The organism is Mesorhizobium jarvisii, assembly GCF_003601985.1.
GTDB lineage: Bacteria > Pseudomonadota > Alphaproteobacteria > Rhizobiales > Rhizobiaceae > Mesorhizobium > Mesorhizobium jarvisii.
Genome location: NZ_QZXA01000006.1, coordinates 143586 through 164307, shown reverse-complemented (window position 1 = coordinate 164307; position 20722 = coordinate 143586). Strand labels below are relative to the sequence as shown.

At 63.9% G+C, this 20722-nt stretch carries 23 protein-coding genes; 15 read left to right on the top strand and 8 right to left on the bottom strand.

Features of this window, described 5'->3' with window-relative positions:
• Window positions 1–35 precede the first annotated feature (35 nt).
• The gene (locus D3242_RS16750; protein WP_064980848.1) at window positions 36–404 is read right to left on the bottom strand and encodes a YrdB family protein; all 369 of its coding nucleotides are present in this window, start codon (window positions 402–404) and stop codon (window positions 36–38) included.
• A gap of 215 nt (window positions 405–619) precedes the next feature.
• On the opposite strand from D3242_RS16750, the gene D3242_RS16745 reads away from it, so the two are divergent.
• From D3242_RS16745 to D3242_RS16710, 8 genes are all read left to right on the top strand, one after another.
• The gene (locus D3242_RS16745; protein ID WP_032931625.1) at window positions 620–1873 is read left to right on the top strand and encodes a sarcosine oxidase subunit beta; all 1254 of its coding nucleotides are present in this window, start codon (window positions 620–622) and stop codon (window positions 1871–1873) included.
• A gap of 2 nt (window positions 1874–1875) precedes the next feature.
• The gene (locus D3242_RS16740; RefSeq protein WP_064981676.1) at window positions 1876–2298 is read left to right on the top strand and encodes a hypothetical protein; all 423 of its coding nucleotides are present in this window, start codon (window positions 1876–1878) and stop codon (window positions 2296–2298) included.
• A gap of 11 nt (window positions 2299–2309) precedes the next feature.
• Entirely contained in the window at window positions 2310–2606 is a 297-nt protein-coding gene (locus tag D3242_RS16735; protein ID WP_019861127.1) for a sarcosine oxidase subunit delta, read from the top strand.
• Window positions 2603–5596 (top strand): sarcosine oxidase subunit alpha, encoded by a 2994-nt coding sequence (locus D3242_RS16730; RefSeq protein WP_064980847.1) that lies wholly within the window; start codon window positions 2603–2605, stop codon window positions 5594–5596. The genes D3242_RS16735 and D3242_RS16730 overlap by 4 nt, the downstream gene beginning before the upstream one ends.
• Window positions 5589–6173 carry a sarcosine oxidase subunit gamma gene (locus D3242_RS16725; protein ID WP_019861125.1) on the top strand — a complete coding sequence of 195 codons (585 nt, stop codon included), beginning with the start codon at window positions 5589–5591 and terminating at the stop codon, window positions 6171–6173. The genes D3242_RS16730 and D3242_RS16725 overlap by 8 nt, the downstream gene beginning before the upstream one ends.
• A 59-nt stretch (window positions 6174–6232) precedes the next feature.
• Window positions 6233–6463, top strand: coding sequence for a hypothetical protein (locus D3242_RS16720; protein WP_027047386.1), 231 nt, complete (start codon window positions 6233–6235; stop codon window positions 6461–6463).
• A 78-nt stretch (window positions 6464–6541) separates the two neighbouring features.
• Window positions 6542–7327, top strand: a complete 786-nt coding sequence (locus D3242_RS16715; protein WP_019861121.1) for a ThuA domain-containing protein — start codon at window positions 6542–6544, stop codon at window positions 7325–7327.
• A gap of 16 nt (window positions 7328–7343) precedes the next feature.
• Entirely contained in the window at window positions 7344–8393 is a 1050-nt protein-coding gene (locus tag D3242_RS16710; protein WP_019861120.1) for a Gfo/Idh/MocA family protein, read from the top strand.
• A 42-nt stretch (window positions 8394–8435) separates the two neighbouring features.
• On the opposite strand, the gene D3242_RS16705 is transcribed toward D3242_RS16710, so the two are convergent.
• Entirely contained in the window at window positions 8436–9284 is an 849-nt protein-coding gene (locus D3242_RS16705) for an SDR family oxidoreductase (protein ID WP_064980846.1), read from the bottom strand.
• A gap of 94 nt (window positions 9285–9378) precedes the next feature.
• Between D3242_RS16705 and D3242_RS16700 the strand changes: the two genes are divergently transcribed.
• Window positions 9379–10302 carry an AraC family transcriptional regulator gene (locus D3242_RS16700; RefSeq protein ID WP_064980845.1) on the top strand — a complete coding sequence of 308 codons (924 nt, stop codon included), beginning with the start codon at window positions 9379–9381 and terminating at the stop codon, window positions 10300–10302.
• 48 nt (window positions 10303–10350) lie between these two features.
• Here D3242_RS16700 and D3242_RS16695 read toward each other — a convergent pair whose 3' ends face one another.
• From D3242_RS16695 to D3242_RS16670, 6 genes are all read right to left on the bottom strand, one after another.
• Window positions 10351–10599 (bottom strand): DUF680 domain-containing protein, encoded by a 249-nt coding sequence (locus D3242_RS16695; protein WP_064980844.1) that lies wholly within the window; start codon window positions 10597–10599, stop codon window positions 10351–10353.
• 188 nt (window positions 10600–10787) lie between these two features.
• Window positions 10788–11432 (bottom strand): TetR/AcrR family transcriptional regulator, encoded by a 645-nt coding sequence (locus D3242_RS16690; protein ID WP_019861116.1) that lies wholly within the window; start codon window positions 11430–11432, stop codon window positions 10788–10790.
• Between the two features lie 103 nt (window positions 11433–11535).
• Window positions 11536–12312 (bottom strand): SDR family NAD(P)-dependent oxidoreductase, encoded by a 777-nt coding sequence (locus D3242_RS16685; RefSeq protein ID WP_064980843.1) that lies wholly within the window; start codon window positions 12310–12312, stop codon window positions 11536–11538.
• 12 nt (window positions 12313–12324) lie between these two features.
• A complete protein-coding gene (locus tag D3242_RS16680) occupies window positions 12325–13359 on the bottom strand; it encodes a phosphotransferase (RefSeq protein WP_064980840.1) in 1035 nt (344 codons plus the stop codon).
• A complete protein-coding gene (locus tag D3242_RS16675; protein WP_019861112.1) occupies window positions 13356–13841 on the bottom strand; it encodes a MaoC family dehydratase in 486 nt (161 codons plus the stop codon). Before D3242_RS16675 ends, D3242_RS16680 begins: the two co-directional genes overlap by 4 nt.
• A gap of 38 nt (window positions 13842–13879) precedes the next feature.
• Window positions 13880–14695: an SDR family oxidoreductase gene (locus D3242_RS16670; protein ID WP_064980838.1), complete on the bottom strand. Its 816-nt coding sequence runs from the start codon at window positions 14693–14695 to the stop codon at window positions 13880–13882.
• Between the two features lie 114 nt (window positions 14696–14809).
• On the opposite strand from D3242_RS16670, the gene D3242_RS16665 reads away from it, so the two are divergent.
• From D3242_RS16665 to D3242_RS16640, 6 genes are all read left to right on the top strand, one after another.
• A complete protein-coding gene (locus D3242_RS16665; RefSeq protein ID WP_064980836.1) occupies window positions 14810–16051 on the top strand; it encodes an acyl-CoA dehydrogenase family protein in 1242 nt (413 codons plus the stop codon).
• A 52-nt stretch (window positions 16052–16103) separates the two neighbouring features.
• Window positions 16104–17141 (top strand): zinc-binding dehydrogenase, encoded by a 1038-nt coding sequence (locus D3242_RS16660; protein ID WP_064980835.1) that lies wholly within the window; start codon window positions 16104–16106, stop codon window positions 17139–17141.
• A 217-nt stretch (window positions 17142–17358) separates the two neighbouring features.
• Window positions 17359–18525: a glycosyltransferase family 87 protein gene (locus D3242_RS16655; protein WP_064980833.1), complete on the top strand. Its 1167-nt coding sequence runs from the start codon at window positions 17359–17361 to the stop codon at window positions 18523–18525.
• Window positions 18518–19498, top strand: coding sequence for a glycosyltransferase family 2 protein (locus D3242_RS16650; RefSeq protein ID WP_064980832.1), 981 nt, complete (start codon window positions 18518–18520; stop codon window positions 19496–19498). Before D3242_RS16655 ends, D3242_RS16650 begins: the two co-directional genes overlap by 8 nt.
• Window positions 19495–20313, top strand: a complete 819-nt coding sequence (locus D3242_RS16645) for a ChbG/HpnK family deacetylase (RefSeq protein WP_038649500.1) — start codon at window positions 19495–19497, stop codon at window positions 20311–20313. Before D3242_RS16650 ends, D3242_RS16645 begins: the two co-directional genes overlap by 4 nt.
• Complete coding sequence (locus D3242_RS16640; RefSeq protein ID WP_064980830.1) at window positions 20310–20720, top strand: GtrA family protein; 411 nt, start codon at window positions 20310–20312, stop codon at window positions 20718–20720. Before D3242_RS16645 ends, D3242_RS16640 begins: the two co-directional genes overlap by 4 nt.
• Window positions 20721–20722: the final 2 nt, after the last annotated feature.

Below are 20722 nucleotides of genomic sequence, written 5' to 3'. Positions count from 1 at the left end.
GCCACCCGATACCTGCCAAGGAGCGCCGTCCTGAGCTATTGCTTCAGCAGCCAGCCCAGCCGGTCGAGCGAAAATGCGTAGCTGATGGCGATGAGCAGGGCGACGACGATGCCCGTGGTCGTGCGACCCGCGCCATAGAATCCGGCAGCACCGCCGAACAGGATGACGAGTTCGAGCGCCAGCCGCACCGTGCCTGGCACCGGCACCGGTGCGCGACCCGACCGGCTTGGGTCGTTGAGCACCGCGAAAGTACCCCACAGCACGGCCGCAACGAGCGGCAAGGCGAACGCGAGGACCCAGCGCCACCATCCCTGGGAAAGGTGCCAGCCGGCAATGCCGAGGCCGAGCAGGGCGGCAAGCTCCAGCAGGAAGCGCAATGTCAGATTCCACCAGGCATTGCCCATTTTCGTCCTCCAGAATCGCGCGACGGACAATGTGGCTGAATGCACCCACGGCAGCCAGCCCGCACGGGTCTTTTTCGTCGTGGCGCAAAACGGCAAGCGCCGTCGCAAACAGCGCAAGGGTGGAAGCGCTGTTTCGCTAGTGATACACCTCGCGCGCCGGGCCGAACAAAAGCCCGGCTGCAATCCGCGAGATCTGTTGGCGCGAGGCTGGGACGTTGAAAAAATATTCGGTATTCGCCATCGCCCGCGAGGCCATGCGTGGCCACAAGGGCTGGGAGGAACAATGGTCCTCGCCTGAGCCCAAGAAGGAATACGACGTCATCATCGTCGGCGCCGGCGGCCATGGGTTGGCCACCGCCTACTATCTTGCCACGGTGCATGGCATCACCAATGTCGCGGTGCTGGAAAAGGGCTGGCTGGGTGGCGGCAACACCGGCCGCAACACCACCATCATCCGCTCCAATTACCTCTATGACGAGAGCGCCGGCATTTACGACCATGCGCTGAAGCTGTGGGACGGGCTCTCCCAGGAGCTCAACTACAACGTCATGTATTCGGCGCGCGGCGTCATGATGCTGGCGCACAATGTGCACGACATCCAGGTGCTGAAACGCCATGTCCACGCCAACCGGCTGAACGGCATCGACAATGAATGGCTGTCGCCGGAGCAGGCGAAGGAATTCTGCCCGCCGCTCAACATCTCCAGGGATGCGCGCTATCCGGTCGTCGGTGCCGCGCTGCAGCGGCGCGGCGGCACGGCGCGCCATGACGCGGTCGCCTGGGGCTATGCACGCGGCGCTTCGGCGCGCGGCGTCCACATCATCCAGAATTGCGAGGTCACCGGCGTCAAGCGCGCCGCCAACGGCGCGGTCATGGGCGTCGACACGACGCGCGGCTTCATCGGTGCCAAGAAGGTCGGCGTGGTTGCCGCCGGCCATTCCTCGGTCATCATGAACATGGCCGGCGTGCGCATGCCGCTGGAAAGCTATCCGCTGCAGGCGCTGGTGTCGGAGCCGGTCAAGCCGGTCGTGCCTTGCGTGGTGATGTCGAACACGGTGCACGCCTATATCTCGCAGTCCGACAAGGGCGAGCTGGTGATCGGCGCCGGCACCGACCAGTATGTCTCCTATTCGCAGACCGGCGGCCTGCACATATTGCAGCATACGCTGGACGCCATCTGCGAGATGTTCCCGATCTTCACGCGCATGAAGATGCTGCGCTCCTGGGGCGGCATCGTCGACGTGACGCCCGACCGCTCACCGATCCTGGCCAAGACGCCGGTGCCGGGACTCTACGTCAATTGCGGCTGGGGCACGGGCGGCTTCAAGGCGACGCCTGGTTCGGGCCACGTCTTTGCCCACACCATCGCCAGGGACGATCCGCATCCGATCAACGCGCCCTTCACCATCGAGCGCTTCCGCACCGGCCGCCTCATCGACGAGGCGGCGGCGGCGGCGGTGGCGCACTGATGATGATGGCCGAGATGGCTGTCGCCATGCCGCTGATGCTGGCGGGGGAACAAGGCATGTTCCATTTGCCCTCGGCGGACGAAGTCCGCACGCAACCGATCAGCCGCGCCGGAAACGAGGCCAACTGGCCGTTTTCCGTTGACGACGGCATATTGGCTTGCGTGTGGAGCGGCGGCCAGAAGGTGGTGATGTTCGTGGAGAACAGACCTTCCGATCTGGACGAGGACGATCCATTCGACCCACGCCGCGTGATCGTCACGACCGATCCGATGCAACTCACCATCGGCAACATGGCGTATCGCGACCTGTTTCGTCCGGCCGCAAGTGTCGAGGAGCGTATCCGGCTCGTCGCGCCGTTTGCGGCTATGGGCCAGAAGCTTTGCGACCAACCCCCCGGCGCCCGCGTCGGCCACGGCGAATTGTAGGAACAAACAGAATGCTTCTCATCCGCTGCCCCTATTGCGAGGAAGAGCGCCCGGAACTCGAATTCCGCAACGCCGGCGAGGCGCATATTGCGCGCTCGGCCAACATGGCGGGCGAGAGCGACGACGATTTCGAGAAGTTCTTCTTCATCCGCTCGAACCCCAAGGGCATCATCTATGAGCGCTGGCGGCACATGCATGGCTGTGCGCGCTTCTTCAACGCTGTGCGCGACACCGTCACCGACAAGTTCGTCATGACCTACAAGGCCGGCGAACCCAAACCCGCCAAGCTCCCGGGAGTTGCCAAATGAGCGGCGCGTTCCGCATTCCGAGAGCCGGTCGCCTCAGCCAGGCCAAGACCGCGCGGTTCAGCTTCGACGGCCAGTCCTATACCGGCATCGAGGGCGACACGCTGGCCTCCGCACTGCTTGCCAATGGCGTGCATCTGGTCGGCCGCTCGTTCAAGTACCACCGGCCGCGCGGCTTCCTGTCGGCCGGCGCGGAAGAACCCAATGCGCTGGTGCAGATCGTGCGTGACGACGCGCGCAAGACGCCGAATGTGCGCGCCACCGTGCAGGAGCTCTATGACGGGCTCGCCGCCAATTCGCAGAACCGCTGGCCGTCGCTGTCCTTCGACGTCGGCGCGGTCAACGACCTGGCATCACCGCTGTTTTCGGCCGGCTTCTACTACAAGACCTTCATGTGGCCGAAGGCGGCCTGGAAAAGCCTTTACGAGCCGAAGATCCGCGAAGCGGCCGGCCTTGGCGTCTCGCCCGACAAGCCCGATCCCGACCATTATTCGTCGCGCTACGCGCATTGCGACGTGCTGGTGCTGGGCGGTGGTGCGGCCGGCCTCGCGGCGGCCTTAGCGGCAGCGGAAACCGGCGTGCGCGTCATCCTCGCCGACGAGCAGGCCGAATTCGGCGGCAGCCTGCGTTTCGAGACAGGGGCGAAAATCGACGGCCAGGACGGTTTCGTCTGGGCGCAAGCGGCGATCGCTAAGCTCACAGCCATGGATAATGTCCGTGTGCTCTCGCGCACCACGGCCTTCGGCTATTACGCGCAGAATTTCGTCGGGCTGGTCGAGCGCGTCAGCGACCATTTGAAGGCTCCCGGCCACGAGTTGCCGCGCGAGCGGCTTTGGCAAGTACGCGCCAAGCGCGTGGTGCTGGCGTCTGGCGCCATCGAGCGCCACATGGTGTTCGCCAACAACGACCGGCCGGGCATCATGCTGGCGGGCGCGGCGCGTACCTTCCTCAACCACTATGGCGTGGCGGTCGGCAGGAATGTCGGCGTCTACACCGCCAATGATTCAGCCTATGCGGCGGCGATCGACCTGAAGAAGGCCGGCGTCAACATCGCGGCGATCGTCGATCTGCGCGACAACCCGACGGGACCGGTGATCGACGAGGCGCGGGCGCTCGGCATCGAGATCAATTTCGGCCGCGCGGTGATCCGTGCCGGCGGCAAATTGCGCGTGTCCTCGATGACCGTGCAGCCGAAGAATGGCGGCGGCGAGCGCACCATTTCCGTCGATGCGATCCTGATGTCGGCCGGCTGGACACCGTCGGTGCATCTGTTCTCACAGTCACGCGGCAAGGTCGCCTTCAACGACGAAACCAAGCGCTTCGTGCCGGGCACCTATGCACAGGATTGCGTTTCGGTCGGCGCCTGCAACGGCACCGACGGCTTGTCGGCCACGGTGGACGAAGCCTATGCGGCTGGCGCCATGGCAGCCAAGGATTCCGGCGCGAAGACCGCCAAGGGCACAAAGCCTAAGGTCGACGCCTCCGAAAGCTGGTCGCGCGGTATGCTGGGCGCGGCGCCTGGCGCCGGGCCGGACACGACGGTGAAGGCCTTCGTCGATTTCCAGAACGACGTTACCGCCAAGGACATCCGCCAGGCGGTGCATGAAGGCATGCGCTCGATCGAGCACGTCAAGCGCTTCACCACCAACGGCATGGCGACCGACCAGGGCAAGACCTCCAACATGCACGGCCTGGCGATCGCGGCGGAGACGCTCGGAAAGCCGATCCCGGAAGTCGGCCTGACCACGTTCCGCGCGCCCTACACGCCGGTCACCTTCGGGGCGATCGTCAGCCATGCGCGCGGCCCGCTGTTCGACCCGACGCGCAAGACGGCGATCCATCCGTGGGCGGAGGCCCAAGGTGCCGTGTTCGAGGATGTTGGCCAGTGGAAGCGCGCCTGGTATTTCCCCAGGGCCGGCGAAGACATGCACGCGGCGGTCGACCGCGAATGCGTCGCGGTGCGCAAGACCGCCGGCCTGTTCGATGCCTCGACGCTCGGCAAGATCGAGGTGGTCGGGCCGGATGCGGCCAAGTTCATGGAGCTGCTCTACACCAATCCGTGGGAGAAGCTGGAGCCCGGCCGTTGCCGCTATGGCATCATGCTGCGTGAGGACGGCTTCATCTATGATGACGGCGTCGTCGGCCGTCTGGCGCCGGACCGTTTCCATGTAACGACGACGACCGGCGGCGCGCCGCGTGTCATGAACCATATGGAAGACTATCTCCAGACGGAGTTTCCGCATCTCAATGTCTGGCTGACCTCGATCACCGAACAGTGGGCGGTCATCGCGGTGCAGGGGCCGAAATCGCGCGACATCATCGCACCGCTTGTCGAAGGCATCGACATGTCGGATGAGGCGCTGCCGCACATGTCGGTGCGCGAAGGCAAGATCTGCGGCGTGCCGACAAGGCTGTTCCGCATGTCGTTCACCGGTGAGCGCGGCTTCGAGGTCAACGTGCCGGCCGATTACGGCCAGGCCGTCTGGGAAGCACTGTGGGCCGAAGGCCAGAAGCATGGCGCCACCGCCTACGGCACTGAAACCATGCACGTGCTGCGCGCCGAAAAGGGCTACATCATCGTCGGCCAGGACACGGACGGCACGGTGACGCCGAACGATGCCGGTCTCGACTGGGCGGTCGGCAAGAAGAAGACCGATTTCGTCGGCATCCGCGGCATGGCACGGCCGGACCTGGTCGCCAAGGGCCGCAAGCAATTGGTCGGTCTCAAGACCAAGGACCCGAAGGTGGTGCTGGAGGAAGGCGCGCAGATCGTCGAGGATCCGAAGCAGGCAATCCCGATGAAGATGATCGGCCACGTGACGTCCAGCTACTGGTCGCAGAATTGCGGCCGTTCGATCGCGCTGGCGCTGGTTGCCGGCGGCCGTGACCGGATGGGCGACACCCTCTATGTGCCAATGCCGAACGGGGTGATCGAAGTGGAGGTTACCGGGATGGTGTTCTTTGACGAGACGGGAGGCCGCCTCAATGGCTAAGGCTGCTGCAAAGAAGACGGCTGCGGCCGCATCGCCTTCAGTCGACCGCCGTCCGGCATTGGCTGGACGCACTACGACGGCGACCGGCGTAAAGGTTGAAGTGCTGCCGCCAGCCGAGCGCATCTCGCTGCGCGCGCCGGAGGCTTCGGTCGCGGCGCTGTCGAAGGCGCTTGGCCTGACCTTGCCGAAGAAGCCGAAGACTTCCGCGTCGAAGGGCGGGCGCACCGCTCTGTGGCTCGGCCCCGACGAGTGGCTCGTCATCGACGAGGGCGGAAACGATCCACTCGCCGATTGTGCGACGGTCGCCGCGCTTCATTCGGCGGTCGGCATTTCACACCGTAACATCGCGATCTCCGTCACCGGTCCGGCGGCCGAAGCCGCGATCAATTCGGGCTGCCCGCAGGACCTGTCGCTCGACGCCTTCCCGGCGGGCGCGGCTTCGCGCACCATCCTCGGCAAGGCCGAGATCGTGCTGTTGCGCACGTCGAACGACGCCTTCCGGGTCGAGTGCTGGCGTTCGTTCTCGGACTATGTCTTTACTTTCCTGTCCGAGGGAGCCCGCGACGCGGCTGGCTGACCCGGAACGTTTTGCCGCCCGCGTTCGTTGTGCGGCAACAGGTCGAGGGAGAAGTGTCGATGCCGTCGAAGTCCGTGCCGAGGTTGCCACTCAAGAAGACGTCGGCCGTCCGCTCGCTTGAGCACGAGCAACACGAAGCGTCAAGCGCGGAAGAGGAGCTCGAGGAGGGCCTCGAGGACACGTTCCCGGCCAGCGATCCGGTGTCCATCACCAGTTCGGCGATCCCCGGCGCGCCCGCCAAGCCGGGCAAGGCCAAGACCGTTCCTGGTCGAAAATCCCGCAAGCCCTGATTTTCCGCAATTTTGGCCGAAGGCATCTTTCCAAGGTATCGCCAGATGGGATATTCAAAGCGCTTTGGAGGAGGAAAAATGCCGATAAAAGCTGTTGTCTGGGGCGAGAACGTCCATGAACAGACCAATGCCGCCGTCCGCGACCTCTATCCCTTGACCATGCATGGCACGATCGCCGCGGCACTCAACCAGGACAAGGGCATCGAGGCGACGACCGCCACCTTGCAGGAACCCGAGCACGGGCTGAGCGAGAAGCGCCTGGCCGCCACCGACGTGCTTTTGTGGTGGGGCCATGCCGCGCATGGCGAGGTCAAGGACGAGATCGTCGAGCGCGTGCAGAAGCGGATCTGGGAAGGCATGGGGCTGATCGTGCTGCATTCCGGCCATTACTCGAAGATATTCAAGCGGCTGATGGGCACGCCCTGTTCGCTGAAATGGCGCGAGGCGGGTGAGCGCGAGCGGGTCTGGGCGATCAACCGCGGCCACCCGATCGCGCAAGGCATCGGCGAATGCCTGGAGATCGGCGAGACGGAAATGTATGGCGAGCCCTTCGCCGTGCCGGAGCCGCTGGAGACGGTGTTCGTCTCCTGGTACGAGGGCGGCGAGGTGTTCCGTTCCGGGCTGACCTACCAGCGTGGCGCGGGCCGCATCTTCTATTTCTCGCCCGGCCACGAGACCTATCCGATCTATCACAATGAGGGCGTGCAGCAGGTGCTGCGCAATGCCGTGCACTGGGCGCACAATCCGGCGCCCGCATGGTCCGGCATCACCAATGCGCCGAACGTGCCGACGGACAAGGCCAAGGAGAAGATCGTGCAGAAGGGCCTGCGCCTGCATGCCGATGGCGACAAGGGTTTGAGTTGATGGGGGACCTGATCTGATGCATCGCCTGCTCTTGCTCGGCACCGGCTGGATCGCCGGACATCATGTAGAAGAGTTCGCAAAGGTTCCTGGCTGCAGCATTGTCGCCTGTGTCGATCAGCTGCCTGGCCGCGCGGCGGCGTTTGCCGCTGCCAACGAGATCGGCGCTTCTTTCGAGAGCCTTGAAGCGGCGATCGCCTGGGGCGATTTCGACGCCGCCATCAACGCCACTCCGGACGGTGTGCACAAGGCGACGACGCTGGCGCTGCTTGCCGCGGGAAAACATGTCTTTTGCGAAAAGCCGCTCGCGCCGAACCATGCCGATGCGCTTGCCATGACCGAAGCGGCCGAGGCCGCCGGCCTCGTCAACATGGTCAATCTCACCTACCGCAATTCACCGGCGATCCAGGAAGCACGGCGTCTGGTGTTGGCGGGCGCGATCGGCGAATTGCGCCATGTCGAGGCGAGCTACAAGCAGAGCTGGCTGGTCAGCAAATCCTGGGGCGACTGGCGCCTCGAGGACAAATGGCTGTGGCGGCTGTCGACCCGGCACGGGTCGACCGGGGTTCTGGGCGATGTCGGCATCCACATCCTGGACTTCGCCACCTATGGCGCGGCCCAGGATATTGTCAGCCTGCACGCCGATCTGGTGACGTTTCCAAAGGCCGAGGGCAACCGGATCGGCGACTATGTGCTGGACGCCAATGACAGCGTGGCGATGACGGCACGGCTGGCATCCGGCGCACTGGCGACGATCATGGCGAGCCGCTACACAACCGGCCATGGCAATGACCTGTCGCTGGCGCTGCATGGCACCAAGGGAGCGCTCAAGGTCGAGACCGATGGCAAGGCAGCGCGGCTGTCGGCGTGCCTGGGAGAGGACGTCGATGTTCAGCTCTGGCGCGAGCTGGCCCTGCCGGATGTCAAGCGCAACGCCCGGCGGTTTGTCGACGCGCTGGATGCCGGGCAGAATGGTGCCCCGTCCTTCCGGCGCGCCGCCGACATGCAGAAGCTGATCGACGCTGCCTTCGAGAGTTCGGCGAGCAGGCTGCCGATCTCGGTCGGCTGACATCCGGCCATCGCAGCGGTTGGCAGCCTTGGCTCAAAGCGATCAGCCAGGATTGCCGTCGCGCCAGGCGGTCTGTCCCATCAACCGGTTCATGGTCGACAGATACTCGTCTTCCGAGGTCGACCAACGCAACCTCGCCATTTCCTCGGTGTCCGGACCGGCGAGATAGCGCAGGCGGTTTGATGGATCGGTCGCCGCCGCATGGATTGTCGCAACGACCTGTTCTTCATCCGCATCCGGGAGCGGGTAGTTCATCATCGACCGCATCATGTGGTCGAAGTAGGGCTTGTATTCTGCCGGCACGGAAACGGCCTGTGACGCCTCCATGGTGTTGGCGGTGAAACTGGTGGTGCGCATGGCGCCGGGTTCGACCAGCTTGACCAGGATGTTCTGCGATTCAAGTTCGTAGGACAGCGATTCCGACAGGCCTTCGACGGCATGCTTGGTCGCGGTGTACAGCGCCAGCAGTGGTACGGCCGCCAGCCCGACGCCGGAGGTGATGTTGACGATCGTGCCGCCGCCATGATCACGCAGATGCGGGATGACGGCCTGCATGACATTCATCACCCCGAAAACATTGGTCTCGAAAATGCCGCGGATCGTCTCCTTCGCGGTCGCCTCGAAGATCGAAACGACGCTGATGCCGGCATTGTTGATGACGGTGTCGATATGCCCAAATCGCGCGATCCCGGCGGCAATGGCGCTCTCTATGCTGGCTGGGTTGGTGACGTCGAGAGGCAAGACAAGCATTTGCTCGGGATAGCCGGCGGCGAGGCTCTGGTCCGGCTTGCGCATCGTGGCGATGACGTTCCAGCCTTGGGCCGCGAAGTGCCTCGCCGTGGTCTTGCCCAGTCCGGAGGAACAGCCGGTGATGAGGACGGTCTTGGTCATTCACATAACTCCTTGAGGTTATGCGGGTGATCTAGGTAAAACTTTTGGGCTGATCTATAATGGAAAATGCCAGTTAAATTACGGATCGTCTCATTTGGACCCCTTGACCGATATCATCGCCCTGTTGCGCCCAAGGACGCTGCTGCTTGGCAATCTCGCAGCAACCGGTGAGTGGGGCATCCGCTCGCCATACCAGACCGACCCCACCTTCTATCTGGTGACCGAAGGTGAATGCTGGTTCGAGCCAGACTATGCCGAGGCGGTGCGGGTGTGCGCGGGGGATTACCTCCTGGCCGCGCAGCCGTCTTCGGTGTGCTTCGTCAGCCACCCCGGCGCCAAGCTCGTCCTGTCCGACACCGAGTTCAAGCAACGCAATACGGTCAACAATGAGCTCAGGGTCGGCACACTAGCGGAAGGCCCGACGACGCGCATCCTTGGCGGCCTGATCCTGTGCGACCCGGCCAATGCCGATCTGCTGTTCGGTCTGCTGCCACGCTTCACCCATATACGGGCGGCGGAGGAAGTCGGGGAAAGGCTGGGAAGCCTGATGCGCATCATCGTCGATGAGACAAACGCTGCACGACCGGCCAGGGACATGGTGCTGTCGAGGCTGATCGAGGTGATGCTGATCGAAACGCTGCGGCGGGATGGCGCGCGGCGCGCGTTACAGCCTCAGGGACTGCTTGGCGGCCTTGCGGATCCGAAGCTGGCGAGGGCGCTCGCCCACATCCATGCGGATGTCGGCAGAGCGTGGACGGTCGCCGAACTCGCCAGAAGTGCCGGTATGTCACGCTCGCGCTTTGCGCGGCGGTTCACCGATATCGTCGGGGCGGCACCGGTCGAATATCTGCTGGCGTGGCGAATGGCGCTGGCCAAGGATGCCTTGCTGCATAGCCACAAACCGCTCAGCCAGATCGCCGCCGATGTTGGCTATCAATCGGCTAGTGCCTTCAGCACCGCCTTCAGCGGCAAGGTTGGCTGCGCACCAACTCAATATCAGGCGCAGAACCTGGGGTAGCTATCTCGTCCATGCCCGGGGAAACCCCGGGCGGGTATGCGGTCGACCTTAGAACGCGCTTGGCAGGATCCAGGGATTGATGCTGATGCCAAGGCGCAGGCCCTTGCCTTCAGCGGTATTTTCCGCGGTGCCCTTCTTCTCGACCGAGCCGGTCGAGGCGCAATCCAGCTTCACATTGGTCTTGGTGTCGACACAGGTCGCGGCCGGCAGGTGCTTGACCGGCCGGGTGGTGCCGGCGGCGAAGGCCGAACCGGAAAGTGCCACCACGGCGGCGAGGGCGAGGAGTGTCTTTTTCATCGTCAGTCTCCGTTTTCGACGGGTGAATTTCTTCCGTACATGTACGGTGCTGCGTACAAATACGACTGCCGATCGCGAAGTTCAAGTCAAGATCGTACGCGTACGATAAATTCTTTGTTAACCAAAAATTTGCCCTCGGTTTGGTCCGAAAGGGTGGCGAGGAAGCGTGGAAACGAAGGAGATGTCGTTCAGCAGTTGACCAATGTATCGGTCAATGGCGGTACGTTCTGGGTGCTCAGTGCGGCCAGTTGGAAATCGCACATGCGTTTCACGAATGCCTGCGGGTCGCCGAAGGGGTAGAAGGGAAAGGTGATCAGCAGCGAGATCGTGCCGTGGCCAACCGCCCACAACATGGTGGCGATGGCGCGCGGATCGCCTTGCAATTTTCCGGCGGCGACGCAGGCTTCGACCCGCGTGATCAGCACCTTCATCGCCGGGTTGGCCTCGTGCATTTCTTGAAAACTCCGACCTTCCGGCGGCCTGGTCTTTTCGGTCATGAAAACGGTGCGGTATTCATTGGGATTGCCGAGGCCGAAGGCGGCATATTCGGTCATCACGGCCTGCAAGGCCTCGACCGGATCGTCGGACGGATGCTCCTCGATACGGCGGGCAAGCGTTTCGAAAGCGTCCTCGGCCAACGCGAACAGAATGTCCTGCTTGTCGGCGAAATAGGAATAGACCGACATCGGCGCGTAGCCGACCCGCTTGGCCAGTTTGCGGATGGTCAGGCCCTCATAGCCTTCTTCCTGAACGAGCTTGTGCGCGGCCGCGACCAGTTCGGAACGCAGTTCGGCCTTCTGTTTCTCGCGGCGTTTCTGCACGCTCAGCGGCAAATCCGGTGCCTTTCGGTCGTGTCTGGGGTTGGTTGTATCCGGCTAAATTATATACGCTGTACGGAAACGGACAAGGGCACGGGAAGTTCCCAAACGGCATGGCTCAGATGGCGCCGACGCCGCCGTCTATGGCCAGCGCATGGCCGGTCATGAAGGAGTTGGCCGGGTCGGCGGCGAACAGGATGGCGACGGTGACTTCATCGACTTCCGCCACGCGTTTCATCGGCACGCCGCGTGTCAGTTCGGCCAGCGCCTCTACCTCCGGCATACCGGAGGCGCGCACGAAACTGTCCACCATTGCCGTCCTGGTGTGGGCCGGGCAGATGGCGTTGATGCGCACACCCTTGGTCGCATATTCGGCGGCCGCCGATTTGGTCAGCCCGACGACGCCATGCTTGGCGGCGGCATAGACCGAGAGTTTCGGCGCGCCGACCAGTCCGGCAACCGAGGCGATGTTGACGATGGCGCCGCCCCTGGCTGTCGCCTTGAACTGCCGCTCCATCTGCGGGATCTGGTGCTTCATGGCATAGAAGACGCCAAGCAGGTCGATCTCAAGCACACGGCGGGCCTCGTCCGACGGAACCTGCGGCAGGCGCACGAAACTCTGGACGATGCCGGCATTGTTGACGGCGACATCCAGCCTGCCGAATCTTTCGACCGCCAGCCGGACCAGATCCTCGGACAGTTTTTCGTCGGCCACGTTACCGGCCAGGATCGCCGTCTCTGTGGGCAAGGTTGCGGCGAGATCTGCGAGCGCCTTCTCGTCGATGTCCGATAACACCAGCCGCGCGCCCTCGGTGGCAAAGCCTTTCGCGGCACCCTGGCCGAGGCCGCCGGCGGCACCTGTGATCAGCACCGTTGCTCCGTCAAAGCGGCCCATAATTGCTCCCCGTCATGTCTGCTTGTCGATCAGTCTGGCGGCGAGATGCGACAGCAGCTTCACCGCCTCGCCATAGGTCCTGGCCTTTTCGGGATTGGAGGCATTGCCGTCCAGCGCGCGCTTGTAGACACCCTGGCAGATCGCCGCCAACCGGAAGAAGGAGAAGGCGAGGAAGAAGGTCCAGTTGCCGATGCCGCCGAGCCCGCGCCGCCGGCAATAGGCAGCGATATAGTCTTCCTCGGAAGGCAGGCCGAGCGCGGCGCGGTCGACGCCGCCGAGGCCGCGAAAGCCGGAAGCATGCGGCAGGCGCCATTGCATGCATTGATAGGCGATGTCGGCGACGGGGTGGCCTGATGTCGACAGTTCCCAGTCGAGCACCGCGATGACCCTTGGCCGGTCCGGCGCGAAGATCAGATTGTCCAGCCGGTAGTCGCCATGCACCAGCGATACCAGGCCGTCATCCGCGGGCAGGTGCGTTTCCAGCCAGGCGATCAGTCGGTCCATGTCGGCAATTATGGCGGTTTCGGAGGCGCGGTACTGGCTGGTCCAGCGTGCCAGCTGCCGTTCGAAATAATTGCCCGGCCGGCCGAAATCGGAAAGACCCACCGCGTCGACATCGACATCGTGCAGGGCCGCGAGCGTGCCGTTCATGGCGTCGTAGATGGCGGCGCGTTCATCGTTGTCACGTGCCTCGGGCAATGCCGGATCCCAGAAGATACGGCCGTCGAGGAAATCCATGACATAGAACATGCGGCCGATCGGCGAGTCCTCGGCCGACAGATGCAGCATTTCGGGCACTGGCACGGCGGTGCCGGCAAGCGCCTTCATCACGCGGAATTCGCGGTCGACCTGATGCGCCGACTTCAGCAACTGCCCCGGCGGCTTGGCGCGCAGCACATAGCGGCCGCTGGCCGCCGTGATGAGATAGGTCGGGTTGGACTGGCCGGATTTGAATTTTTCGATTGAAGCAAACCCGGAAAAGCCGGGGATTTCCGCCTTGAGGTAAGGCGCAAGCGCTGCCTGGTCGAGCGCGTTGGGGTCGTTCATGCGGTCTCGGGCTGGCGTTCGATCAGCGTCAGCGTCAGCCAGCGGGCGGTCAGGGCCGGTTTCTTCGAACCCTCTATCTCGATCGTCACGTCGTGCGCCGTCTGCACCCAGCCCGAGGGTCTCACCTTGACATCGGCCAGCACGAAACGGGTGCGGATGCGCGCGCCGGTCTTCACCGGGGCCAGGAAGCGCAGCGAATCGAAGCCGTGATTGACGCCCATCTTGCCGTTTTCCAGCGGCGGCATGGTCTCGAAGGTCATTGCCGACAGCAGCGACAGCGACAGGAAACCATGCGCGATGGTGCCGCCGAAGGGCGTCTCGCGCTTGGCCCGCTCGGGATCGCAATGGATGAACTGGTGATCGTCGGTGGCGTCGGCGAACTGGTCGATCATCCGCTGCGTCACCACCCGCCACGGCGAAACGCCAACCTCCTTGCCGACACTGGCCAGAAGCACATCGAGACTGATCGGTTCCACGCTCATGTCCTCCAGTTCACTCCGGCTTCTATGGCCGGAAAATGTCATTCCTTGAACAAGGTCAATCCATGCTGCACCGACTGCCCGCCGTCGATCGGCAGGATGGCGCCGGTGACATAGCTGCCTGCACGGCTGCACAAATAGAGCGTTGCGCCGGCAATGTCATCCGGTGCGCCGATACGGCCGATCGGAACATGGCCGCCGACATGTTTGGCCTGCTCATCGGTACCGGTGGCAAAGGCCGTCATGCGGCTTTGGAAAGGGCCGGGGGCAAAGGCGTTGACGGTGATGCGGCGGGCGGCGAATTCGAGTGCGAGCGTACGCGTCAGATGATGCACCGCGGCCTTGGACGCCGTGTAGGAATAAGCGTCGTCGGCCAACGGCTGCGTCCCCATCACCGAACCCAGGTTGATCACCCGGGCCGGATCGGCGTCGCTGGCGGCGGCTTCGAGCAGAGGCAGCAATTCGCGGGTCAGGTGGAAGACGGCGGTGACATTGACGCCGAACACCTTGGCCCATGCCGAATAGGGAAAACTCTCCAGCGGCGCGCCCCAGGAAACGCCGGCATTGTTGATCAGGATATCGAGTTTGGCGGTCCGCGCCTTGACCTCGGCGACGAGTGCGGCGATGCCGGCCTCGCTGGAGACGTCGCCGGCGAAGCCCTCGGCCCGGCCGGGGGCGCCGAGCCCGTTCAACGCATTGGCAACCTGGATGCAATCCTCGCCCTTGCGCGAAGCGATCATGACGCTGGCACCGGCCTTGACCAGCGCTGTCGCCGCCATGCGGCCGATACCGGTCGCCGCGCCCGTCACCAGCGCGGTCTTGCCGGCCACCGAAAACAGCTCGTCGAGATAGGCCATTCCAGTCCTCCACGCTTTGCCCTGGGCAAAGAGTTCGCGTTGACAAGGCTATCCGAAGTACGGTCATCCTTGCCACGGGTAAATTGCCGGGCCTCTATGAAGGGTTAGCGACCGATGACGGAGATGAATCTCGGCATGACTGAGCGGCTGAAGCCGATCCACGCGCGCGTCGCGGCCATGGTGCGCGACGAGATCATGCCGCTCGACAAGGAATTCTTGGGCGAGGTGGGCAAGGCGGGCGACCGCTGGGTCTACAGCCCACGCCAGAGCGAAATCCTCGAAGGATTGAAGAAGACCGCCAGGGAGCGCGGTCTGTGGAATTTCTGGCTGACAGGCTCGGAACGCGGCTACGGCCTGTCCACCGTCGAATACGCTTATCTGGCGGAGGAGATGGGCAAGGCGCATCTCGGCGCCGAAACCTTCAATTGCTCGGCGCCGGACACCGGCAATATGGAGGTGCTGGAGCGCTACGGCTCGGCCGACCACAAGAAGGTCTGGCTCGAGCCGCTTTTGGATGGAAAAATCCGCTCGGCCTATCTGATGACCGAGCCTCATGTCGCCTCGTCCGACGCCACCAACATTTCGATGCGCTGCGAGAGGCAGGGCGACGATTATGTGCTCAACGGCGAGAAATGGTGGGCCTCGGGCGCCGGCGACCCGCGCTGCGCTATCTACATCGTCATGGTGCGGACCGGCGGCGAAGACGAGCCTCAGCACCGCCGCCATTCGATGATCCTGGTGCCTTCCGACACAAAGGGCGCGACCAAGGTCCGCGCCATGCAGGTCTATGGCGACGACGACGCGCCGCATGGCCATATGCACCTGCGCTTCGACAATGTCAGGGTACCGGCAGCGAACCTGATCCTCGGCGAGGGCAGGGGGTTCGAGATCGCGCAAGGGCGGCTCGGTCCCGGCCGCATCCATCACTGCATGCGTGCCATAGGCCAGGCCGAGATGGCGCTGGAGATGCTGTGCCAGCGCTCCGTGCGCCGAGAGGCCTTCGGCCAGAAGCTGGCGAAACTCGGCGCTAATTTCGACATCATCGCCGAATGCCGCATGGAGATCGAGATGGCCCGGCTGCTCTGCCTCAAGGCGGCGTGGATGATCGACCAGGGCGATGCGCGCGCCGCTGCGCCCTGGATCAGCCAGATCAAGGTCATCGCGCCGCGCGTCGCGCTGAGGATCACCGACGAGGCGGTACAGATGTTCGGCGCGCAAGGCATCAGCCAGGACACGCCGCTGGCGCGGTCGTGGACGCATCTGAGGACATTGCGCCTTGCCGACGGCCCTGACGCCGTGCATCGCCGGCAGGTGGCGCGGTCGGAGCTGAAAAAGTACACGCAGGAGAAGCTGTGAGCAGCCGCCGCTAGACCACGAGTGTTCTGTCAACAACCAAGGAGTGTCGCCGATGACCATTCCCTCCGAAATGAACGCGTTGCTCCTGGTCGGCGACGGCTACACCAAGACGCCAAGCGGCAGTGCGCTCGAGGCGATGGAGCCCTATCTCGTGCCGGGCCGCATCGCGGTGCCGGTGCCCGGACCGAGCCAGGTGCTGATCAAGGTCAGCCTGGCCTCGATCAACCCCTCCGATGTCGCCTTCATCAAGGGTCAGTACGGCCAGCCGCGCGCCAAAGGCCGGCCGGCCGGCTTCGAGGGTGTCGGCACGATCGTCGCCGGCGGTGACGAGCCCTATGCCAAGAGCCTCGTCGGCAAGCGCGTCGCCTTCGCCACCGGCCTCAGCAACTGGGGCTCGTGGGCTGAATATGCCGTCGCCGAGGCGGCAGCCTGCATTCCGCTGCTCGATACGGTGCGCGACGAGGACGGCGCGGCGATGATCGTCAATCCGATTACCGCCATCGCCATGTTCGACATCGTCAAGCAGGACGGCGAAAAGGCCTTCGTCACGACCGCCGGCGCCAGTCAGCTTTGCAAGCTGATCATCGGCCTGGCCAGGGAGGAAGGGTACCGGCCTATCGTCACCGTGCGCCGCGATGAGCAGATCGCGCTGCTGAAGGAGATCGGCGCTGCCCATGTGCTCAACGAGAAGGCGCCGGATTTCGAGGTCATGCTGCGCGAGGTGATGAAGGCGGAGCAACCGCGCATCTTCCTCGATGCGGTCACCGGGCCGCTGGCCTCGGCCATTTTCAATGCGATGCCGAAACGGGCGCGCTGGATCATCTATGGCCGGCTCGACCCTGACGCCACCATCATCCGCGAGCCCGGCCAACTGATCTTCCAACACAAGCATATAGAGGGTTTCTGGCTGAGCGAATGGATGCGGCAATCTAGGGAGCGGCGCGGTCCGGCGATCCTTGAAGCGCAGAAGCGCTTTTCCGACGGGCGCTGGTCGACCGACGTGACGGCCGTCGTGCCGCTCGCCGAGGCGATCGCGCGGGTGCCGGCGGAACTGGCCAAGCCCAACGGCAAGGTTTTCATCCGGCCTTGATGCTATACGAAGCCACGCCGGAAGCCCGAATACGAGGCTTTCGGCGCGTCTTTCCCGTTAGGACGCCCGCGCGTCCGGCCATCCGCAGCGGCCCGCCGAGATCACAACCGCGCTCTTCAGCCCCCTATGCCTCGCCGCTTTGTCCGTGATATGCCGCCGCCATCGAATGCCGGGACCGTGCTGGACTGAGCTGTTCCGAGTGTTGTGGGGTGTCTTGATGACGATATCCAAGCCGGTTTTCGACCGTTTGGGATTTGGCCTGTGGATCGGGGCGTTCCTGATCGTCCTTGTCCTGGTCTTGTGGTCTCCCCACACGCGGACGGTCTGGCAAGCCTACATTGACGGCAGCGAGGCGTTGCTGGCCCGACAGCCGCTCTACAATATTCAGTCCGAGATGGGATATCTCTACGCGCCGGCCTTTGCGGCGCTCTACGTTCCGTTGGTGAAACTCGGTCCGCATCTGGGCGGCCTGGTATGGCATACTATCGGCTTCGCGGTGCTGACCTTTGCCGCGATACGGCAGGTGCGCAAGCTCGGCGGCGGGGAATTGCCGTGGCTGCTTTCCTTTGGGCTGTTCCTCGCCCTGCCGATGGCTTTGGCGGCGATCCGCAACGGCCAGGCGACGATCCTTTTGACTGGCGCCTGCTGGCTTCTCACTTTGTCGGCGCTCGAAGGACGGCGTGCCGAAACCTTCTTCTGGGCCTCGGTCGCCATCATCGCCAAGCCGACCGCGATCATCATGCTTTTGTTGGTCGGCGCCCTGCGCCTGCGGCTGATACCGGTGCTGGTGCCGGCGGTGCTGTTCGTGCTCGCCTTGCCCTATGCGTTCGCACCCGCTAGCTATCTCAACGACCAGTATCGTGTTTTTGGCGGGATGCTGACCTCGATGGCCGTCGACAACACCAGCCACTTTGTTCCCACCGATTTCACGGCCCCCTTCACCAAAATCGGGCTCCCCATGCCGGAATCCGGCGCAACCATCGTGCGCATGGTCATGGCCCTGTTCACGCTCTCATTCGTCATCTGGTTCGATCGCAAGCTTGAACGCGGGACGGCTGGTCTCGCCATCTTCCTGACGGCGACATTTTACATGTGCGTCTTCAACCCGCGCGTCGAGCCCAACACCTATGCCATGATCGCCGTGCCTGCCGGTCTCGCTATTGCCTTGTTGTGGCGCGAGGAACGAGGCGGTGTCCTGGCTTCGGTGCTGTCCGTGATGCTGTTCCTGACAGGATTGACCGGAGTCGAGCGTCATATCCAAGATTTAACGTACCCTTGGTTCCGGCCGATTGCGGTCACCGTTATCGCTGGCTTCCTGATCTGGTGGTTCTGGGCCAAGACGGGAGGCAAGGTCATGAATGAAAGGCCTGTCGCAAATGGCTGAGTCGCGGCCCGTTCTCGATATTGTCGCGCCGTTCTTGAACGAGGCGCAGTCCGCATCGGCCTTTGCCGCATTGCTTGACAAGCTCGAAGCCGAGGTGTCGCAGCGCTTCGGCATGGAAGTCCACAAGATCCTCGTGGATGATGGCAGCAGCGACAATGGCGCCGAGCGGTTTTCACAGGCGCTGTCGGGTTCCTGGGAGATCGTGCGGCTCAGCCGCAATTTCGGCAAGGAGGTCGCGGTGCTCGCCGGTCTCGACCAGTCGCGCGGCGACATGGCGCTGGTCATGGACGCCGACCTCCAGCATTCCATGGACACCAGCCTGAAGATGATCGCCGAACTGGTGGAAAATCCCGATATCGATGTCGTCTACGCACAGAACGACCGCCGCGAAGCCAGTTGGCGGCGCAGCCAGCTGGCGAAGCTGTTCTACAGCCTGATCAACAGCAGCCAGCGGTTCGACATCCCAGAAAATGCCGGCGACTTCCGCGTCATGCGCGGCGCCGTGGTGCGCGCGCTGACCAGCCTGCGTGACAAAAGGCGCTTCAACAAGGGCCTGTTCGCCTGGGCCGGCTTCCGCCAGAAAGCCATAGCCTATTCACCGGAGAACCGTGTCACCGGCAAGTCGAAATGGAGCCGGCTCAACCTGATCGCGTTCTCGCTGGAAGGGTTTACGTCCTTCTCCGTCATCCCGCTGCGCATCATCAGCCTGAGCGGGATGCTGGCGGCGTTGGCGGGCATCTTCTACGGAGCCAAGGTGTTCTTCGAGGTGCTGTTCTACGGCATCGCCGTCCCCGGCTATCCCAGCCTCATGGTCGCCGTCGTCCTCCTCGGCGGCCTCAATCTCACCTTGCTTGGCCTGATCGGTGAATATGTCTGGGTCACGCTTTCGGAAAGCAAGGATCGGCCTGTCTATATCGTGCGCGACGTCGTGCGCGGCGTTTCGGACAGGCCGCCAGGCGCATCTGGCGCATGACGCGGCGCATTCGCCTGATCGCCGACGATTACGGCCTGGCGCCCGGGGTTTCCGCTGGAATTCTCGACTTGCTCGATCGCGGCCGCCTGACCGGCACCAGCTGCATGACCGGCTTTCCGGAATGGCCCGATGCGGCGGAGCGTATCAAGCCGCTATGCGGCCGCGCGGCGGTGGGGCTGCACCTGACCCTCACCGACCAGCCGGCCGTCACCGGCCGGTCGAGCCTGGCGCCGCAAGGCCGGCTGCCGCCGCTGCGTTCGCTGGCACTGCCGGTCCTGCGCGGCAGCATTGACGAGCGGGATGTCCGTGCCGAGCTCGACGCGCAGTACAGCCGCTTCGTCAAGGCGCTTGGCCGCCGACCTGACTTCATCGATGGGCACCAGCACGTGCATTTCCTGCCTGTCGTGCGCACATGGCTGCGGGCGCATTTTTCCGAAGCCGGCGGCCAGCCGGCGCTGCGTGGCGCTCCGGCGTTGGGCGATGCCGTCGTCGCGCCGAAGGTCGCGGCAATTGCCGCCGTGGCCGCCGGCTTCAACCGCTCTATGGCGCGCGTCGGCTTCACTCTTTTCGAGCCGCTCGCCGGCATCTATGACTGGCGGCAGCCCGAACGGTTCGCGCCGGTTCTGCAGGCCGCAGTCGAGACACTGCCGGAACGAGGCCTGTTCATGTGCCATCCCGGCCATGTCGACGACACGCTGCGGGCGCGCGACCCGATGCAAGGCGTGCGCGAGGTGGAATACGCGGTGCTGGCCTCCGACGCGTTTGGTGCAAGCCTCGCCCGCGCCGGCGTCGAGATCATGGACGGCAAGGGATGAGCGGCGCCGACCAGCCTCGCCGTTCGACCGGCAGCAAGATCGTGCGCTTCGCCATAGTCGGGCTGGCGAACACGGCCATCGACCTCGCTGGCTTTTTCCTGCTGCTCAAGCTGCATGTTGCGCCGCTGCCGGCCAACGTCATCTCATGGTCGATCGCCGTCATCTTCTCTTTCGTGGCGAATGGCTTCTGGTCGTTCGAGCGCAACCAGGCCATCCGGCTGCATGACGCCTTCCTGCGTTTCGTCTCGCTTGGGGCGTTGATTTCGCTCGGCGTCTCCAGCCTGTCGATCGCGCTGTTCGCCGGTATTGCCGGCGTGTGGCCGGCGAAGATCGGCGGTGTCATCGTGGCGGCGGTGCTGAATTTCCTTGCCGCGCGCTGGTCGATCGAAGGCCGGTTGCTGAAATAGCA

Coding starts and splice junctions, on each gene's coding strand:
- D3242_RS16750 (WP_064980848.1), bottom strand. CDS start 404: ATGGGCAATGCCTGGTGGAATCTGACATTGCGCTTCCTGCTGGAGCTT.
- D3242_RS16740 (WP_064981676.1), top strand. CDS start 1,876: ATGATGGCCGAGATGGCTGTCGCCATGCCGCTGATGCTGGCGGGGGAA.
- D3242_RS16735 (WP_019861127.1), top strand. CDS start 2,310: ATGCTTCTCATCCGCTGCCCCTATTGCGAGGAAGAGCGCCCGGAACTC.
- D3242_RS16730 (WP_064980847.1), top strand. CDS start 2,603: ATGAGCGGCGCGTTCCGCATTCCGAGAGCCGGTCGCCTCAGCCAGGCC.
- D3242_RS16725 (WP_019861125.1), top strand. CDS start 5,589: ATGGCTAAGGCTGCTGCAAAGAAGACGGCTGCGGCCGCATCGCCTTCA.
- D3242_RS16720 (WP_027047386.1), top strand. CDS start 6,233: ATGCCGTCGAAGTCCGTGCCGAGGTTGCCACTCAAGAAGACGTCGGCC.
- D3242_RS16715 (WP_019861121.1), top strand. CDS start 6,542: ATGCCGATAAAAGCTGTTGTCTGGGGCGAGAACGTCCATGAACAGACC.
- D3242_RS16710 (WP_019861120.1), top strand. CDS start 7,344: ATGCATCGCCTGCTCTTGCTCGGCACCGGCTGGATCGCCGGACATCAT.
- D3242_RS16705 (WP_064980846.1), bottom strand. CDS start 9,284: ATGACCAAGACCGTCCTCATCACCGGCTGTTCCTCCGGACTGGGCAAG.
- D3242_RS16695 (WP_064980844.1), bottom strand. CDS start 10,599: ATGAAAAAGACACTCCTCGCCCTCGCCGCCGTGGTGGCACTTTCCGGT.
- D3242_RS16685 (WP_064980843.1), bottom strand. CDS start 12,312: ATGGGCCGCTTTGACGGAGCAACGGTGCTGATCACAGGTGCCGCCGGC.
- D3242_RS16680 (WP_064980840.1), bottom strand. CDS start 13,359: ATGAACGACCCCAACGCGCTCGACCAGGCAGCGCTTGCGCCTTACCTC.
- D3242_RS16675 (WP_019861112.1), bottom strand. CDS start 13,841: ATGAGCGTGGAACCGATCAGTCTCGATGTGCTTCTGGCCAGTGTCGGC.
- D3242_RS16670 (WP_064980838.1), bottom strand. CDS start 14,695: ATGGCCTATCTCGACGAGCTGTTTTCGGTGGCCGGCAAGACCGCGCTG.
- D3242_RS16665 (WP_064980836.1), top strand. CDS start 14,810: ATGACGGAGATGAATCTCGGCATGACTGAGCGGCTGAAGCCGATCCAC.
- D3242_RS16660 (WP_064980835.1), top strand. CDS start 16,104: ATGACCATTCCCTCCGAAATGAACGCGTTGCTCCTGGTCGGCGACGGC.
- D3242_RS16655 (WP_064980833.1), top strand. CDS start 17,359: ATGACGATATCCAAGCCGGTTTTCGACCGTTTGGGATTTGGCCTGTGG.
- D3242_RS16650 (WP_064980832.1), top strand. CDS start 18,518: ATGGCTGAGTCGCGGCCCGTTCTCGATATTGTCGCGCCGTTCTTGAAC.
- D3242_RS16645 (WP_038649500.1), top strand. CDS start 19,495: ATGACGCGGCGCATTCGCCTGATCGCCGACGATTACGGCCTGGCGCCC.
- D3242_RS16640 (WP_064980830.1), top strand. CDS start 20,310: ATGAGCGGCGCCGACCAGCCTCGCCGTTCGACCGGCAGCAAGATCGTG.